17 protein-coding genes and 1 pseudogene are annotated in these 17,568 nt (G+C 39.1%); 6 read left to right on the top strand and 12 right to left on the bottom strand.

Annotation, left to right across the window (positions count from 1 at the left end):
* The first annotated feature begins 18 nt into the window (after positions 1-18).
* A protein-coding gene (locus VCASEI_RS04760; protein WP_110957763.1) for an IS3 family transposase occupies positions 19-1,562 on the top strand; the annotation gives its coding sequence in 2 pieces (ribosomal slippage) (positions 19-484 and positions 484-1,562; 1,545 coding nt in all).
* Here the strand turns inward: VCASEI_RS04760 and VCASEI_RS04755 are convergent.
* The 3 genes from VCASEI_RS04755 to VCASEI_RS04745 form a co-directional block, all read right to left on the bottom strand.
* Positions 1,543-2,271 (bottom strand): hypothetical protein, encoded by a 729-nt coding sequence (locus VCASEI_RS04755; RefSeq protein ID WP_110957779.1) that lies wholly within the window; start codon positions 2,269-2,271, stop codon positions 1,543-1,545. The two genes, VCASEI_RS04760 and VCASEI_RS04755, sit on opposite strands and share 20 nt — an antisense overlap.
* A complete protein-coding gene (locus VCASEI_RS04750) occupies positions 2,264-3,334 on the bottom strand; it encodes a hypothetical protein (protein ID WP_110957778.1) in 1,071 nt (356 codons plus the stop codon). The genes VCASEI_RS04755 and VCASEI_RS04750 overlap by 8 nt, the downstream gene beginning before the upstream one ends.
* 145 nt (positions 3,335-3,479) lie before the next feature.
* Positions 3,480-3,680, bottom strand: coding sequence for a hypothetical protein (locus VCASEI_RS04745; protein WP_110957777.1), 201 nt, complete (start codon positions 3,678-3,680; stop codon positions 3,480-3,482).
* Positions 3,681-4,085: 405 nt separating this feature from the next.
* Between VCASEI_RS04745 and VCASEI_RS04740 the strand changes: the two genes are divergently transcribed.
* Positions 4,086-4,805, top strand: a complete 720-nt coding sequence (locus tag VCASEI_RS04740; protein WP_238321390.1) for a DUF4917 family protein — start codon at positions 4,086-4,088, stop codon at positions 4,803-4,805.
* On the opposite strand, the gene VCASEI_RS04735 is transcribed toward VCASEI_RS04740, so the two are convergent.
* Positions 4,786-6,329, bottom strand: a protein-coding gene (locus VCASEI_RS04735; protein ID WP_110957763.1) for an IS3 family transposase whose coding sequence is annotated in 2 segments (ribosomal slippage) — positions 4,786-5,864 and positions 5,864-6,329 — 1,545 coding nt in all. Because the reading frame shifts where the segments join, the coding sequence is not laid out codon by codon here. The genes VCASEI_RS04740 and VCASEI_RS04735 overlap by 20 nt on opposite strands.
* A 31-nt stretch (positions 6,330-6,360) precedes the next feature.
* On the opposite strand from VCASEI_RS04735, the gene VCASEI_RS04730 reads away from it, so the two are divergent.
* Positions 6,361-6,717, top strand: coding sequence for a DUF4917 family protein (locus VCASEI_RS04730; RefSeq protein ID WP_197709586.1), 357 nt, complete (start codon positions 6,361-6,363; stop codon positions 6,715-6,717).
* A gap of 7 nt (positions 6,718-6,724) precedes the next feature.
* Here VCASEI_RS04730 and VCASEI_RS04725 read toward each other — a convergent pair whose 3' ends face one another.
* Positions 6,725-8,281 carry a hypothetical protein gene (locus VCASEI_RS04725; RefSeq protein ID WP_226983357.1) on the bottom strand — a complete coding sequence of 519 codons (1,557 nt, stop codon included), beginning with the start codon at positions 8,279-8,281 and terminating at the stop codon, positions 6,725-6,727.
* 352 nt (positions 8,282-8,633) lie between these two features.
* Here VCASEI_RS04725 and VCASEI_RS04720 point away from each other — a divergent pair, with 352 nt between their 5' ends.
* Both VCASEI_RS04720 and VCASEI_RS19630 read left to right on the top strand, forming a co-directional pair.
* On the top strand, positions 8,634-9,077 hold the full coding sequence (locus VCASEI_RS04720; RefSeq protein WP_089110998.1) for a hypothetical protein: 444 nt from the start codon (positions 8,634-8,636) through the stop codon (positions 9,075-9,077).
* A gap of 221 nt (positions 9,078-9,298) precedes the next feature.
* A pseudogene (locus VCASEI_RS19630) lies at positions 9,299-9,666 on the top strand (regulator).
* A gap of 21 nt (positions 9,667-9,687) precedes the next feature.
* Here the strand turns inward: VCASEI_RS19630 and VCASEI_RS19410 are convergent.
* From VCASEI_RS19410 to VCASEI_RS04695, 5 genes are all read right to left on the bottom strand, one after another.
* A complete protein-coding gene (locus VCASEI_RS19410; protein WP_162621022.1) occupies positions 9,688-9,864 on the bottom strand; it encodes a hypothetical protein in 177 nt (58 codons plus the stop codon).
* 29 nt (positions 9,865-9,893) lie between these two features.
* On the bottom strand, positions 9,894-10,940 hold the full coding sequence (locus VCASEI_RS04710; protein ID WP_089110999.1) for a serine/threonine-protein kinase: 1,047 nt from the start codon (positions 10,938-10,940) through the stop codon (positions 9,894-9,896).
* Positions 10,933-11,391 (bottom strand): hypothetical protein, encoded by a 459-nt coding sequence (locus tag VCASEI_RS04705; protein ID WP_089111000.1) that lies wholly within the window; start codon positions 11,389-11,391, stop codon positions 10,933-10,935. The genes VCASEI_RS04710 and VCASEI_RS04705 overlap by 8 nt, the downstream gene beginning before the upstream one ends.
* Before the next feature lie 348 nt (positions 11,392-11,739).
* Entirely contained in the window at positions 11,740-12,618 is an 879-nt protein-coding gene (locus tag VCASEI_RS04700) for a hypothetical protein (RefSeq protein WP_089111001.1), read from the bottom strand.
* Positions 12,619-12,743: 125 nt separating this feature from the next.
* Positions 12,744-14,087: a hypothetical protein gene (locus VCASEI_RS04695; RefSeq protein WP_089111002.1), complete on the bottom strand. Its 1,344-nt coding sequence runs from the start codon at positions 14,085-14,087 to the stop codon at positions 12,744-12,746.
* A gap of 404 nt (positions 14,088-14,491) precedes the next feature.
* Here VCASEI_RS04695 and VCASEI_RS04690 point away from each other — a divergent pair, with 404 nt between their 5' ends.
* Entirely contained in the window at positions 14,492-15,004 is a 513-nt protein-coding gene (locus tag VCASEI_RS04690; RefSeq protein WP_086959885.1) for a mobile mystery protein A, read from the top strand.
* Between the two features lie 184 nt (positions 15,005-15,188).
* Here VCASEI_RS04690 and VCASEI_RS04685 read toward each other — a convergent pair whose 3' ends face one another.
* A complete protein-coding gene (locus VCASEI_RS04685; protein WP_089111003.1) occupies positions 15,189-17,105 on the bottom strand; it encodes a DNA topoisomerase III in 1,917 nt (638 codons plus the stop codon).
* Positions 17,102-17,566 carry a hypothetical protein gene (locus VCASEI_RS04680; RefSeq protein WP_089111004.1) on the bottom strand — a complete coding sequence of 155 codons (465 nt, stop codon included), beginning with the start codon at positions 17,564-17,566 and terminating at the stop codon, positions 17,102-17,104. Before VCASEI_RS04680 ends, VCASEI_RS04685 begins: the two co-directional genes overlap by 4 nt.
* Positions 17,567-17,568 lie beyond the last annotated feature (2 nt).

Here is a 17,568-nt window from a genome sequence, read left to right as displayed (position 1 = left end):
AGAGGGCGTGGAGTAACAATGAAACATTATTCAGCGCAAAGCAAAGAGTCGGCTCTTCAGAAGATGATGCCTCCAAATAATATAGCAATAGCCCAATTATCAATCGAGATGGGGATTGGTGAATCAACCTTGTATAATTGGCGAAAACAAGCAATTGATAAGGGGCATTTAGTGCCAGGTGATGGAAAGAATGCTGAGCAGTGGTCATCAGCAAATAAATTCTCAGTCGTGTTGGAAACAGCCTCTTTAAATCAAGCTGAGTTAGCGGAATATTGCCGAGGCAAAGGTCTTTATGTGGAACAAGTATCGGCTTGGCGAAATGCGTGTATAGATGCAAACGCTAACGTTAAAGAGCAAGAAAAAGCCTTCTCCACCGAAACAAAGAAAGATAAAAAACAGATCAATCAATTAGAAAAGGAGCTACGTCGAAAAGATAAGGCACTCGCTGAAACCGCAGCACTATTGGTGTTAAGAAAAAAAGCAAATGCGATCTGGGGGGAAGCCGAGGACGAATGATCCTCGACTCAGCTCGCATTCAAGCAGTTAAACTAGTTAATGAAGCTGTGAGTTCTGGTGCGCCAAAGTTTAAAGCTTGCCGTGAACTTGGGATCAGTGTCCGGACGTATCAACGTTGGACTGTTGACGGGAACATAAAAACAGATGGTAGACCAATATCTCAGCGCCCTGAGCCAAAAAATAAGCTATCAAAAGCAGAGAGAGATAACATATTAGCCATCGTTAATAGCGATGATTTTAAGAGCTTACCACCAAGCCAAATCGTCCCTACATTAGCAGATGAGGGTATTTATCTTGCTTCTGAATCAACATATTATCGTGTTCTTCATGAAGAAAAACAGCAAAACGCTCGCGGACGTAGTCAGATAAAAGAGAGAAAAGTACCGACGACACACTGTGCTACAGGGCCAAACCAAGTGTGGTGTTGGGATATTACTTGGTTACCAGGCCCCGCTAAAGGGCTGCATTTTTATTTATATTTGATACTCGATATATTTAGTCGAAAGATTGTTGGATGGGAAATTCATGATGACGAATCAGCAGAAAATGCATCAATATTAATTAAGAAAGCTCATTTAAAAGAAGGAGTTAAAGATAATCCTCTGGTACTGCATTCGGATAATGGAAGCCCAATGAAAGGCTCATCAATGCTTGAAACACTTTATAGTTTAGGTGTCGTGTCGTCTTTTAATCGTCCTAGGGTGAGCAATGATAATGCTTATGCTGAGTCGATATTTAAAACGTGTAAATATCGCCCTGACTATCCGTATAAAGGGTTTTCAACAATTGATGAGGCGCGTAGTTGGGTGTTGAAATTTAGCCACTGGTATAATTTTAACCACAAACATAGTGGCATCAAATACGTCAGCCCACATCAAAGGCATTCAGGATTAGCGGGTGACATATTGGCTAATAGAAAAGAAGTTTATCAAGGTGCTAAAGATGCTCACCCTGAGCGCTGGAGCGGTAATATCCGTAATTGGGATTTACCAAAAGAAGTGTACTTAAACCCTGAACAAAATAGTGTCAAGGCTGAGAGTGCATAACGTAGTGATCGCGACAACTAGTTTGACAAACACCGAATACAAACGCATCCGTTACATCCTTTAACGTATAGCCTTCCATTTTCTCGATGAGAAGACCGAAAAACTTACTTCGACTTTCAGGCTCTTCTAAAGAGGTTAAGTTAATTTCCATTCTATCTAGATCTTTATCTTTTGATTCCAACACATCAATGATGATGTCACTAAACTCTTGGACTTTTGAGTTTTGTGGGTAACGAATATTGAGACCGTCATCAGTATCTTCAATCGAAATTACTGCATCACGCACACTAACTTGTTGAAAATCATTTTTTGACAAGTTAAGAACTTGGTATGTCACCCTAAGCTCAATTTTCTGCCCATCTTTTAAAACTACGTGCTTAACCGATGCACCTTCTTCATTTAACTTATCTTTAATTTTCTTAACCGAATTTTCAACGTCAACAGCTTTTAATGACGTTTCCACTCCGAAAGTAGTAAGCCTTTCTTTTCGATTATTCACACCTAGAATAGAAGCAAGCCTGTCGTAATCAGCATGACTATGAAAGAACGAAGAAAACTCCTTAGCTAACGTTTCTTTATCCGTTGAGCTGGATACGATTACGCCACGCTGAAAGAACAACTCAGATATATCACCTTTAGTCACACGAGACTGGTTCATGGCGTCAAAGATAGCTTTGTCTGTTGCTGCGTTTAAATTTCCGTTACTCACCTCGTTTCCATCCTATATCTGAAGTGCAAAAAATATCTTTTGTCTGCTCAATAATCGTAAACTCAATTGCTGATAATATCCCCGCTTTGTATTCATCACCGCCCAGACTTTGGGTATACAGCGCCACTGCAGTTTCATAACTACTTGTGATGTCATCGAATGGCTTTTTGTACGCTACTCGGATACGAATTCTTTCATCTTTTGTTCTTAATATCTGGAGGTTTGAGAGTAAATCGAAAAGATAAATAAAATCGAGTGGACTTTCACCCTTCTGGTTATAGTAAATAACGTACCCCTGTGGGTAGGTTTCCTGAGGAACCTGCTTCTCTTCACACCATTTGGTAACAGCTTTGTGCTTAACGATCATATAAGGACCGCATATCAACTCGATAGTAGCGGGGTGCTTTGACGTATCACCTTTCAGTTTATGCTGAAGCAAGTCAGGGTAATAGAAAGAGTAAGCTTTTTCAGGAAATGAACCTTCTCTATGAAGTTTGTCCATATCAGAGATAACCGTACGCATATATGTTATAATGTTGGGCTCAATTACGTGTAACTGCTGACCTTCTCTTAAGGGGATATTACTTAAGTTAATCCCCCCTCCAAGCTTTCCAGTCTTTGGACTCACTTTCGCTTTAAAAAGATCTACAAAGTCAGTCTTGTATTGACCATCATGGTTGTATACAAACAGCATCCCGCGAATATCATAATCACTTAAACCCAAGGCATAGCGGTTTCTCCACTCCTCACTCCCTTCAGCACAGTCGATCGTATAAGCCAAAGAAACTAATGCATCTCTAACAGAAGTTGTAGTTATCGAGCCTTTTGCATAGCTTTTTAGATCTGTATTGAAAAGAACATATTTCCCCTTGTATGGATCCAAATATTTGAAAACCACATCTACAGGATGAGTAACCTTTTCCTGGCTACTCGTCTTATGTTTTGCTCCCTTATGACACTTAAAGTTAAGATCTTTAGCGTCTATCATTTCCCATTTAAACCATCGAAAAAGGTCAAGGGATACCTTCTCAGCAACTGCAGCAATGTTCGAAGTCTCTGCCATGTAATTAACACCAAAATAGAACGTATGTTTACGTTATTTAACATAGGCAAATAATATAATATGCATAAGCACTTATCTAATAAAAACATGCTCTATATAGGCGATTCTTGACTTGCGGCTTATTTCCAATCGAAAATACTAATTATCAACTCAGATTAATAACGTTATTCTTTCCATCTTGTTCAAGGCCTTTGATCTGATGGTGCTTAGGCTCCCCACCAAACAATAAAATATCCAACTTTCGGTCTTGATGCGTCCCCACTACATAGTGGTCTTTTTGTATCATGTACTCGATAACTTCAGCTTCTATAGGAAATGGGGCCAAATCTTGCGTTTTGCCATGCATTACTTCTTGTACATCAAAACTAGCTGACTATCTCTAACGTATTTAAAAGCGTAGCAAGCTTAGGGGCAAGGACGTGTTTGTCGAGATCGACGTCAACACGCCCTTGGACATAACCGAGTTACGAAGTGTGGATACCTAACGTCCAGATAACTTTTTCTATGTAAAATACGCCCGTTAACTACAAACAGTGACCAATTTTTTTTAACCCACTACACCAGTGAAGCGTCGACAATGGGATATCCGAAGAGTAGAGTATTCGTTGTCTGATGACCAAACCTTAGAAAGCTGATTCCATATATCCAATTTTTCGTCTCCAGCTCTTTTTTCTTTAAGTGTGATGAAGCTATGTAGAACTGTATTCAATAAATTAATACAGTTTTATAAAACACATAAAGAGAAACGCCAGTGCCACTACAAACATTTGAAGATACTCTTGAACTATTGGAGGAGTGGGAGCGTCCGTCAATACTGCTTGCCAATGGTTTTTCCAGATCATGCAATAACGGGATTTTTAACTACGAAAATTTATTTGATGAAGCTAACTTCAGAGATAGTGATCGTGAGTTAAGGGACATTTTTGAACGCTTTGACACATTCGATTTTGAAAAAGTAATGCACTCATTGCAATCAGCAGAACAAGTTTGCGAAACCTACAGAGTAGACTGGGACATAATCAATCAGATTAGAGGTGACCAAGAGCAATTAAAAGACTCACTGATTGAAGTTATCGCTAACACTCATCCTCATCGTCCCGGTGCTATTAGTGATGATCGTTTCATCTCTACTAGAAGATTTCTTACTCGTTTCTCGAACATCTTCTCACTCAACTACGATATGCTGCTCTATTGGGCTGTAAACAAAACCAACCTCCAACCATACAGACCAGATAGATGGTGTGGCATGAAAGATGGTTTCAACGGGGATGAGTGGCAACAGCGAACTCAAAACCTACACTTTTTGCATGGTGGACTTCACCTCTACAACAACGATTACGGCATTTACAAGAGGGTTTATGATCCCGAAGATTGGGATGCGATTGTAGATCAAGTAAGAAGATGGCTAGATGCTGGCGGTGTTTGTCAAACTAGTTGTCGCGATCACTACGTTATGCACTCTCAGCCTTGACACTATTTTGTTCAGGGTTTAAGTACACTTCTTTTGGTAAATCCCAATTACGGATATTACCGCTCCAGCGCTCAGGGTGAGCATCTTTAGCACCTTGATAAACTTCTTTTCTATTAGCCAATATGTCACCCGCTAATCCTGAATGCCTTTGATGTGGGCTGACGTATTTGATGCCACTATGTTTGTGGTTAAAATTATACCAGTGGCTAAATTTCAACACCCAACTACGCGCCTCATCAATTGTTGAAAACCCTTTATACGGATAGTCAGGGCGATATTTACACGTTTTAAATATCGACTCAGCATAAGCATTATCATTGCTCACCCTAGGACGATTAAAAGACGACACGACACCTAAACTATAAAGTGTTTCAAGCATTGATGAGCCTTTCATTGGGCTTCCATTATCCGAATGCAGTACCAGAGGATTATCTTTAACTCCTTCTTTTAAATGAGCTTTCTTAATTAATATTGATGCATTTTCTGCTGATTCGTCATCATGAATTTCCCATCCAACAATCTTTCGACTAAATATATCGAGTATCAAATATAAATAAAAATGCAGCCCTTTAGCGGGGCCTGGTAACCAAGTAATATCCCAACACCACACTTGGTTTGGCCCTGTAGCACAGTGTGTCGTCGGTACTTTTCTCTCTTTTATCTGACTACGTCCGCGAGCGTTTTGCTGTTTTTCTTCATGAAGAACACGATAATATGTTGATTCAGAAGCAAGATAAATACCCTCATCTGCTAATGTAGGGACGATTTGGCTTGGTGGTAAGCTCTTAAAATCATCGCTATTAACGATGGCTAATATGTTATCTCTCTCTGCTTTTGATAGCTTATTTTTTGGCTCAGGGCGCTGAGATATTGGTCTACCATCTGTTTTTATGTTCCCGTCAACAGTCCAACGTTGATACGTCCGGACACTGATCCCAAGTTCACGGCAAGCTTTAAACTTTGGCGCACCAGAACTCACAGCTTCATTAACTAGTTTAACTGCTTGAATGCGAGCTGAGTCGAGGATCATTCGTCCTCGGCTTCCCCCCAGATCGCATTTGCTTTTTTTCTTAACACCAATAGTGCTGCGGTTTCAGCGAGTGCCTTATCTTTTCGACGTAGCTCCTTTTCTAATTGATTGATCTGTTTTTTATCTTTCTTTGTTTCGGTGGAGAAGGCTTTTTCTTGCTCTTTAACGTTAGCGTTTGCATCTATACACGCATTTCGCCAAGCCGATACTTGTTCCACATAAAGACCTTTGCCTCGGCAATATTCCGCTAACTCAGCTTGATTTAAAGAGGCTGTTTCCAACACGACTGAGAATTTATTTGCTGATGACCACTGCTCAGCATTCTTTCCATCACCTGGCACTAAATGCCCCTTATCAATTGCTTGTTTTCGCCAATTATACAAGGTTGATTCACCAATCCCCATCTCGATTGATAATTGGGCTATTGCTATATTATTTGGAGGCATCATCTTCTGAAGAGCCGACTCTTTGCTTTGCGCTGAATAATGTTTCATTGTTACTCCACGCCCTCTGTTTAATGGTTGAATATTAAGCGCGACAACTAGTCTGACAGAGAGGGCTGGTGAGTTTCCGCTATTTGTATCAGAACCGACCCATCAGAAAAAACTAGAGAAAATTAAACACAACCCCTACCTCAACGCTTGTTATCATGCTTTAGGTAGTCTCGAGGGTGTCTTGTATATCCATGGTCATTCGATAGCAGATAATGACCGCCACATATTCGACCAAATTAATCGCAGTAGAGTAAACAAAGTCTTCATCAGTATCTACGGCGATGAAAATGAAGAATGGAACCGTGAATCAATGGCAAATGCAGATAGATTTCTCAATCGAGGCATAGACATAGAGTTCTACGATGCCGATACAACTCCGATTTGGTAATCAACGCTCAAACGCTCTCACTATCGAGGGCGTTCAGCCATTCTTTCTCTAATTTTTTCAGCGGGTAATCAAGAAAACACTTGAAGTAAGTCTTAAGCATTTCTTTATCATTACAGCTTTTGACAATTTTCAGAACAGCTTCTGCATCACAATAATCTAGCTTGTACTTACTAGTGTTCTCCTTTGCTTGCGACAGCAATTCTAGGGAATCCTCAGAAAATCCACCCGAAGTCCACAAAGCAAAGCAAAGCTCTTTTTTCTTCCAGTCCGGATGCTCTAAAGCATACTTTCTAAGTGTTGGCACCCTCACCTGAAGCCATCGCTTCACTTCATCATGCGAAACGGTTCCGTTTGGCTGGTGGCCTTTACACTCAATAAATAAAATTTGCCCTGTATTTAATTCAGCGATGATATCTGATTCGGCACTACTCCCATCAAGCGTTTTGCATAGTTCATTCAACCGGACACAAGAAGTGCGATAGGCTTTCTCAACTACACTAGCTGAAAAATACTCAAATAAGACACCTCTTAGGTTACCAACCGCTCCCTCTATCTTTCCGAGTTGGTCAAATAACTCATTAAACCTTTCCGGCTCTATAGTGACAGCATGAGCCGCACTCTCTAATGTCCGAAGCAAGCTTGTTAGTCCTTTAGCAACATCATGCCCAAAAAGCGTTTCTACGGTCGCTGGTAATACACCAGCTTCTTTTGCCAGCCTGAAAGCTTCTTTATGATATTCATTAGCAACAAACATTTGCATACACCGCCCAACGTTAGGCAACCCACGTAGCGTTCTACACTTTCTCAGAAACGGCTGTATTCCATCTTCACTGAGTCGTTTGTTTAGCAGGATGTCACAGGCAAAAAAACCTGGCTTAACCTTAGAGGTTTCATCCTTACCCATATTAACTAATGGAGATATATACGATGGCCCCGCCATATCCCATAAAGTGGTACTCACCGATGGTAACTCTTCAGCATCTCTATCTGTGAAGATGTTGTAGCTCACTAAACCAAGGTTTTTAGCCCACTGAGAAATAGCACCCATCAAGATTTTCTCTGCAATAAACCTTGCCCGTATATCTGGAAGGATAAATTGAAGTTCCTGTTCATACTGGGTAAGAAGAACACAACGCCCAAAACCGTCAATTTCCCTCACTGATAAAATTTCATGCATCTCTAGACGCTCTAGAATTTTCTCTGGTGGGGTATGCTTTTTCTGCCTTAGTGGGGCTCCGCATGAAATAAGAAAGTGGTCATAAAGCATTACACCACCACGCTCCTTGAGCGCGGCAATAGCATGCCAATAAGCAGAGTTTGTATCCTTGAACGCCTTATATAATGCAGTCCAAAAGAAAGGAGAGCGGTAATCTTTCCTTAAATAAACAAACTTCATATTCCTAGGCAAAGGCAAGCCTTCAAGACGATAAATATCCTTCCCTGTCCGTGAAACCCGTTTCCGAGCTGCATCATGAGACAAGTGATGCTTTTCAACCAATTCTTGTACCAAGTCCGAGCTTAGACATGGTCCTGTTTTCTTCAAGATATCTTCTAACAAACTCATAATGTCACACTGCGCTATATATATTTCCACTTTATGGATTAAGGGTCACTTAAGACTCTTAGTTAACAATACCATTATAGAATGGGGGCTGGCGAGGTGTAAAAACGACTGAGTTGGAGGGGCATGTCACAGTCATAGAAAAACAACTCAGTACAAACACTTTTTATACCCCTCTAAATCGATCTGAGCGATCACCTAAGAGGTTTTTCGAATAAGTACGACACATTGTAGCTCTTAACGACAAAATTCTCTCAGAGAGCTTTATAGAAAACTTTTTTTGATTTTTTTGTCGATCCATTTGACAGCGGTATCGAAAAATTACTATTAGATCTGTGCAAATAAAAAAACATATATGCATATTGATAAAAACTACCTATTGGAGCTCTTTGTAGCTTTCGAAGAAAACGATAAGCCTCACTTGAACGTTTTCGACCTTATTGCCCGTGGTATTAAGGTTTATATAAACAATGAAAAACATGAATGCCGGTTGGATTCGAAATTTATTTTTCATATCCAACTTCTAGTTGAAGAAGATCTGATTGTCGCCCATGACTTGAAGCCCTTTGAGACGATGGAAGGGATCGGTATTTTGCATGATGAGTTTGGAGATGCTTACGACATCGACCTTAACAGTAAGATGCTTTGGCTGACGACTAAAGGTCATAAACGTTTAGAAGATCTAATTCAAAGTGAGATTGGGGATAGCTTAATTGATGAAGTTAAGAAATCACCCGCCAAGGCATTAGCCACTGGTGTCACTGAAGCCGTGAAGCTAGCAATAAAAGGGTTACTTTAACCTTCGCTCCTGTGGCTCGGACTTTCGGGGCATTTTTCTATCAGGTATTACATAGATATATCCACCATATAATTTACTATTTCATGAGCTAAGACTATAGCATCTAGTGCTAGACGTGCTCGCTCTTCATCGTGCCTATAAACAGACTCCCTGCAAGTCGGATAAGAACCCACTTAAAAACCCAAAAGCAGCTCCATGTAGTGTATTTAGAGGTTTTATCATTGAAGTATCGCGAAATGAGTAAGAATTACATTTTTCGAGAGTTAGAGTGCCAAGTGACAAAGGAAGAGATCGCTGAACTGTGTTTTAAATCTGTGAGAACTGTCACCGGCTGGGATGAGGGAAATCCAATTCCACCCGAGTGTAAAAGGCTTATGAGAATGGCAAAAGTTCGGGAACTATTAGTGAAGATTGGATACAGTTCAAAATGTTATACGACCGAATGGAGCTACCGACAGGCCAAGTAGTGCGACCACAACAAATACTGGCAGGGATTGCGCTGTTAGGGATTAAGTCTGAGTTAGAGGTTAAGACTTCGACGCATTTGTTAAGAATCGCAAGAGTTATCTCTGACATAAAACATAAATAGCAAAAAGGCCGCGTAGGCGACCTAATTAAATGAGATATAACCAGATGAATCAATTGGCGCAGAAAAATCGATACCTTTACTATCTTTTCCTTTTCCTGCTCGGGCTAATCTCTGTTTGTAGCTTAATTCTGAATTATTTGGCTTAGCTAAAGAAGAACGAGTTCTATACGTAGTTTGAATAGATTTTCTGTTATTCATGACAAACTCCTTTAGGAATCTATCCGGCCTTATAATTTACGTTTTAAAAAGCCTTTAAGATTCGTATCGGTAAACTTAGGAGAACTAAAACTTGTAGTGTTAGTTCTTGTTCCTTTTGAGTTTACGGTATATGCAGTGGACGTCCTGTCCGGTGCTATCTCTATACAGTGTAATACATTAGTTTCTGATGTCTTAGACCATTTTTGTATATCGCCATTCACTTCGTACTGCCAATCTAGATAATGAACATCTACATTGGAGATTGAATTTACAATGTCTAACGCAGATTTATGTCTCTTATCTGGATTCACTTCTATACATTTTAGTATAGATGCTTTAATGCTACTGTGTATATGCACAGGTATGGCTTTACGGTCAGGGAACATACCATTTTGAAGGTCATCTTTAAAGCGATTTCGGTCGAAAGTTCCGCCAACAAAGTAACGTTCGTACTGTTTATTAAACGCCTCGCTGCCTACACACATTCTGTACATCGTTAGACCGGCTTGATAAATATCAAATTCTACCGAAAACTCTTGTGTAAACGTCGCTTCAGGTGGAAGGTGCTTAAAATAAAATTTTTCAGGTTTTGTAAAACCGTATTCGTCCATGTACTTAGCTAGACCAAAATCTGAAAGCATCGCCTCATTTCTATCTGACAATAAAATATTGTCTGGTTTTAGATCAAAATGGAGCAGGTTATTAGAGTGGATGTTATGTAAGCCACTTAAAAACTGCACGGAGTACCTAAGTATCTCTCTCAGAGTAAGGTGGCGAGTTTTCATTAGACCACTTAGTGACCCTTTTTGATAAAACGGCATAGTGATGTAGATGAAGTCGTTATCTTGACAAGCATAATTTACTTCTACAACGTTAGGGTGCTGATTGTTATAGATTATACGAGCTTCATCAAAATACTGTTCAGCGTCTTGGAAGTCGGCTTTATTGATTCTTTTCAAAACCATTTCTGAATCAAGTGCGGTATCTCGAATAAGAAATACATCTGAGTTTTTACCTTCAACACCGATATCTTTGAGTATTTCAAAATTTACTTCTGCAACTTGATAGTTAGACATCTTTAGCTCCCACAGCCGTCAAAATTGATTCTCTGCGTTTATCTGTAAGGGTTTTCCAACCGTCAATATCATTGAAGATTTCTTTGCCTTGAATTATTGGCTTCATTGATCGAACTGGAATTTTCAACTTGGATGCAATAGTTACTATTGCTCCTTGGTAGTAGGAAAGCAGCATGCTAGACGCAAATGTCTCTTGTATAACTCCCTCAATTTGTATTCGTTCAATTGATAAAGTTTGAGCTTTAGGTTCGATTAATCTTATTCCTGCTTTTTGAACGTCATACTCACGTAGAACATCAAGTAACGTCGAACGGATGTACTTCAATTTTTCTGGTGTGCTCAAGGCATTTGGAACTTTAATCTCTTCCACGTTCAATACTGTACAAGTGTCTGTATCATATATACAAAACGTAACTTCTGTAGGCGATGCACGTAAACCTAAGGTTTTCATATGTTTACTCTGTTTTTTAATATGCCGCACAGTATAAACTTTGTTTTCTCTAGTATCTTTGATGAAATGCAACTATTTGATAAAAACAATATTTAGTTCAATAAGGTTGATAGGTAGGCAAGTGTTTCTTGATCGTTTGTTAGGTCGAATTTACCCCCGTGATACAACACGGGGATTCACGACGAACAGCATTAGAAGAATGGATAACTGCTAGTAGGGCAAAACCCCATGAACAGGATGTGAATGAGTAAAAGCTCTATCCAGCAATGGGGCAAAAGTACGTTAGACTAGTTACTCTAATGTACTCTATTCAGGTGAGAAAAAGTATCTTGAAGCCCTCAACACTTGTTATGCACATAGCTTGTTGCTATTTTGAGAAATTTCCATAATTACAGCTTTTAAAACTTGAAGGCAGATCTTAGCTGTATGCTCTCTGGGTGTAAAACCTGACGACATTTGTTGATATGGGTGTATGTAGTTTCGAAAATCCCTTAAAGTATGAGAAAACTTATGGGTATCCAGTTGAATCAACTCTAAGTCTTTTGCAACGTCAATAAACGCTGCCAATGTCCAATCATGAAACTGTTGTACTTTACCATCGCGGGTTTTCGGCGATGATTTAACGGTATTAAATGCCCTAGGATTCCTTGATGCAAGTCCAAGAAATATTCCTTCTAAGGAGCTACCCGCGAGTAAAATAGTCGAAAGATATGCCCCAGAATTGTAGGTTTTTTCAATTTCATCTAGTCGTTTGTTTAGCACGTCTGTGACATTAGGCTCCAAACCTAAGTCAGAGATTGAGAAACCGCTAAACTCTCGGCTCAAGAAATCAGACTCAGACAGGCTGGGCGCATTCGTTTCGTTTTCATGTAATTCTACTTTTTGGAGCTTCTTAAAGGTAATTTCGGCTTCATTTCTGACAACTTGCCATTTATCGAAAGCAATATACTGATTGAAGTCAGCAATATAACCATCTAGCTCTCCAATACGCCCGATAAAGTTGACTGGATTAAATACGTTTTTGATACAAGTATCGAGGTTGGGTGTACCATTGATAGCCTCTAAGCAATCATCTGTATACTTCCAACGAGAAGGGAAGCCTTGCCCATAAGCATGGTTAAAGCCTAATGCGTTAAAAAACTTAACCAAGTTTGGACCAGAGCGATACTCAGTTTCTTCATTGATAAGATCTCGAAGTTTTTCGCTCGTTTTACTACTGATGATCATTCAATTTCCTTTAGTACATGACGCCGCATTAAAGCATGAACAACGCTTACCACCGAGCCTAATTCTTGGTATCTTAGACACAAATACCAATTTAAACTGAGAATGCCAAGCGTTGGGAATTACTCTTAAATACCTTGTATGGTCTCTTTTACGCGATACTTTGTTCGACCATAGATTGGGTAGTATTGAGGCTTTATAGAGCTAAACTCTTCCCCATTGAAGAATATATGAGCAACTTCAGGAAACAGTGTGTGATCAAGTGGATCTAAAGCATTTGGGTTATGATAAATTGTTACAGAGTCGCTCCAATATTCCTCATAACTCCCATCCGTAACACTAAAGTTAAAGTCTACTGGTATTTGGTTGTTGAAATGAATACATTTCCCCACAAATCTGATATCTAAGTCTCTCCGCCCAAACTCCGCCAGATATCCCATTCGCATGAATTTTCCGACAGTAGCTTGATTTGAGTGAATAACAGCGCTAATGTGTTTTGCGTCATCTAAGGCAAAGAAATTAGATGGGATCACCTTATCACCCCACTTATGCTCAGTAATCAGGGTAACTTTTTGTTTAACACCTTTCGGGCCAAATTGATGAACCCTTTCCGCACCATAAAGGTACTTTTCTAGTGCACTTCTAGACCACATCATGGAATCTGTTTGATGGAAGTCATGGATAGCAATGAGGAGTGGATTGTTATTTACATGCTCTTTTTCCCAATACTTTTTCTTGAGTTTTGAAAATAAAGGGCTGCCGTACTTGATTGGCATATAATCTTTTAAAAGCTTTTCAACTTCCTCATTAGTCTCGGGGTCTGGCTCATTAGCTTTATGCTGACTTGGATTAACCGTGACAGCTTCAATACAAACTCTATAGCCACCTTTATCTACGACATAATCGGGTGCATTAAACTCTCGGTTAATTGTAAAATCTAGCTCGTGAAATAACGCATAAAGGTATAATTCCCACATTCGCGAGTTGAAGCCTGTACTCTGAAATTGCTCAATATAATTTCCATCAGGATCTTCAAAAGAGTACGCTATCTCGCTGATTAGTTCCTTGGCTGGACTAAATAAATCGTTATTCGTTAATAATTTGAAATCCTCTAGCATAGAGTTTTCTTTTACAATCGGCTCAAATATTAAGTGCTTTTTACGAGTAATAACTCCCTGCGGAAACTCTTCAGCGCCATCTTTAGAATGTTCTTCCATCTTTTCAATAAGCACATTTCTAGCTTCATCCAGCGACTCGACGCTATGTTGCATGTCAATAAATCGAAACACACCAACCTCATCACGCCCCATTACCATCGAAACGTAATCATTGTCGATCTTATCTAAGAGTATTGTTCCTAGTACTGCATTGTTGTCATTAGAGTACCATTCGATTTCATCCGAAATCATTTTGACATAAGGAACACGTGCATAGCTCAATGCTTCAAATCGAGCTTTTGAAATTTTTCTCACTTAATCTCCTTAGAAACTTTACGCTTTATAGACGAAGCTTTCCGCATTGGTGTTCCGTCTATGTTGCTATCTCTCACTAGGTAACTCAAGTTATATTAACGAGTTATGTGATTCTAGTATTTGTATGAAGGATGAATTGCAGAAGGATTCCGTATAGCATCCATGCGCAGAGCCATTAGATCTAGTAAGTTAGAAAGTGATGAACAGCATGTGAGTGAGCTTTACTCTAAGTGGAAAAGGGGCAAAGAGCGTGATAACAAATACGATGATGATAAATTTATGAATAAGACTAATACTAAAGCTTAAATACGTATACATATATCGATACACACCACAACAAAATGTATTATTATATAGATACAAAATTTATAATTTGTATCCACAATCAAATACAGGAAGCCACGATGAAACTACCTTTCCTAGTAAATCAAAAACTTACTAACGTCCAAGCGGTAGTGCGAAAGCAGATAGTCGAAAGAATAGACAAAACTATGGAACTAAAAGCTCCGACACCGCCCAAAGCAGGCTGGATCCGAACTATACGTGAAGCCTTAGGAATGTCTGGCACACAGCTTGGTGAACGTCTGAATTTGACCAGAAACCAGATTTCTATTCTTGAAAGAAAAGAAGCTGCGGGTACTATTACGTTGAACCAGTTGCAACAAATTGCTGAAGGACTTAACGCTGATTTAGTGTACGCTGTTGTCCCTCGAAAATCGATAGAAGAAACCCTCGAGGATAGAGCAACTGAAATTGCACATTCTATACTCGAAATGTCGCACCAAAATATGTTTCTGGAAGCACAACAGCTCAGCAAAGTAAAACAACATGAATCAACACAAATGCTGATCAATGAACTAAAAAACGCCGGTGGTAAAGTACTTTGGAGAACATATATTGGAGAGAACCGAAAGTGATTTTTAATATTTCCATTTTATGAAAGTGCTAATTTAGCAAAACATAAGTTATTAAAATTTTTTTGAAAAAGTCGCTTACGTAAGTATCACTGGATCAGTTCACAATACCTTTAAGCAAATTTCTTAATTTACGGATCCATCTAGTCAATATGAGAACACTGCATTAATTTTGAGAATGTAATTTTTACAACCTAGCTTTCATTTTTCTTGTTCCTTTCTGTTTGTAAGTCGTTCCTTTACCTTTCAACCCATTAAAAGTTACTGTTTTAACCTCATAGATGAGCGTATTTATACTTTGCGTAATTGGATCCATGAAGTTAGCGTATTTAATTTCTTTTTGGCTAATAGCTTCTAGCTGAGACTCCCAATGGGCTGTCATATCAGGAATTGTCATACGTTCGGGCAAAGAACATATTAATTGCGTACCAACATCAGTCGCTCTTATATCTTTACCTTTTCGAGTAAGAAATTGACGCTTAAATAACAGTTCAATTATACCTGCTCTTGTAGCTTCAGTACCCAATCCATCAGTATCACGCAATACTTTTTTGATTGAGGCGTCAGTTACATAACGAGCTATACCTGTCATGGCTGAAAGCAATGTAGCGTCTGTAAAATATTTAGGTGGCGTAGTTTGCTTTTCTAGCAAGTCGGCTTGCTGGCAATGTACTTCATCTCCTTTTGAAACATTAGGTAAACTAACCACTGAGAACTCACGTTCCCCCTGTGATTGTTTTTTTGAAGGGAATAAAATTTTCCAGCCTTGTGATACCACGTCTTTTTGTTTGGAAATAAATAAACCACCTGATACTTCTGTATCTATTTGTTTATCTACATACTCAAATGGAGGGTAGAACTGAATAAGATACTGGCGAGCAACTAGTTCATAAATATTATTTTCAGCAGTTGATAAGCGGCTTAAATCAGTTGATTTTGATGTAGGAATTATCGCGTGATGGGCACTTACTTTTGAGTCATTCCACGCTTTACTTTTTAGACTAAGATTCGCGTTTTTTGCGGCATCACTTAAAGCTGAGCAGGATTTACCAATTGCACCTACGACTTGCTTAACATCATTCAAATGTTCTTTAGGTAAATACCGGCAATCAGAGCGAGGGTAAGTAATTAATTTATGTCGCTCGTATAATTGCTGACACGTATCAAGTACTAATTGTGCGCTCATACCAAACCTTTTTGCGGCATCAATTTGTAAAGCCGATAAGCTATAAGGTAATGGCGGAGGAATTGCTTTTTTTGCTTGAGTTACATTAACTACTTTCCCCGCCTTATTTTGTATCTTTGAAATAACATTTAATGCCAGTGCTTTAGACAACACCCGGTTATCTTCATCCATGTAAGGCTCACATGCTTTACTTGGCCGCCATTTAGCTTGATACGCCTCACCTTTTGAAGTAAGAAGCATACAAATAACCTCATAGAATGGTTTTGATACAAAATTCGCAATCTCAAGGTCCCTGTGCACAACTAAACCTAAAACAGGCGTTTGTACCCTGCCAATTGATAAAACACCATTATAGCCTGATTGGCGGCCTTGTACTGTGCATAGGCGAGTCATGTTGATGCCATAAAGCCAATCAGCTCTTGCGCGTGCTAAAGCTGATGTAGCAAGCGGAATGAAGTCTGTATTTTTACGTAAATTGTTTAATGCTTTTTTTACTGCTGCTGGATTCAAGTCACTAATTAAACACCTTAAAACCTCTGCCTTTTTTGCTTTAGACACACCACAGTGATTAATTACTTCATCAATCAGGATTTGCCCAACTCGATCTGGATCGCCCATATTAACTAGCGTATCGGCCTTTTTTATTAATGTTTTTACCACTGTAAATTGCTTTCTTGTTTTACTTTTAACGACAAGCTTCCATTCATTAGGTACAATCGGTAAATGCTCAACAGCCCATTTTTTATAATCAGGGTTGTATGTCTCTGGCTCTGCTTGTTCTAATAAATGACCTATACACCAAGTAACAACATCGCCATTACCAGCAGTGATAAAACCATCACCTTTTTTATGCGGTTTAGGTAATACATCGACTAGTGCCCTGCCTAGGCTTGGTTTTTCTGCAATAAACAATCTCAAACTTTTTTACCTGTAATTGGACTAACTTTATATATTTCTAGTTGTTGCTCTAACAAAGATACTTTTTCTAACGCTTCAAAAAGCGTGAATTCAAGCTGAGCGTTATGAGCTACAACTTGGTCACTAAAAGCTTTTATTTGGTCGCGCTGCGTTCTATAACGCTCTTTTAATTCTTTTTCTTTGTCGCGTTGTTCACGTAGCTTACTTTCAGCCTGTTTACTTTTTTCACTTTTACCTACAGCTAAGCTTTGCTTTAGTAACTGAATTCTTTGATTAGCAATTTCTACAAATTCTGAATAGTAATAAATACCACCAGAACTTAAGCCAGCTTCATCATTGATTCTTTTTAAGCTAATGCGTCCATCAGGTTTAGTATTTAATGGCTTACCTTCAATAAGCCTATCTAATGCTTGCTCTAACCTGATTAACGTTTCTTTGCCTCTATCTGATTGTTCAGCCATAG

It is taken from the genome of Vibrio casei (assembly GCF_002218025.2).
Taxonomy (GTDB): domain Bacteria; phylum Pseudomonadota; class Gammaproteobacteria; order Enterobacterales; family Vibrionaceae; genus Vibrio; species Vibrio casei.
The sequence above is the reverse complement of the archived record's forward strand: the minus strand, read 5'-3'. Positions and strand labels throughout refer to the sequence as shown.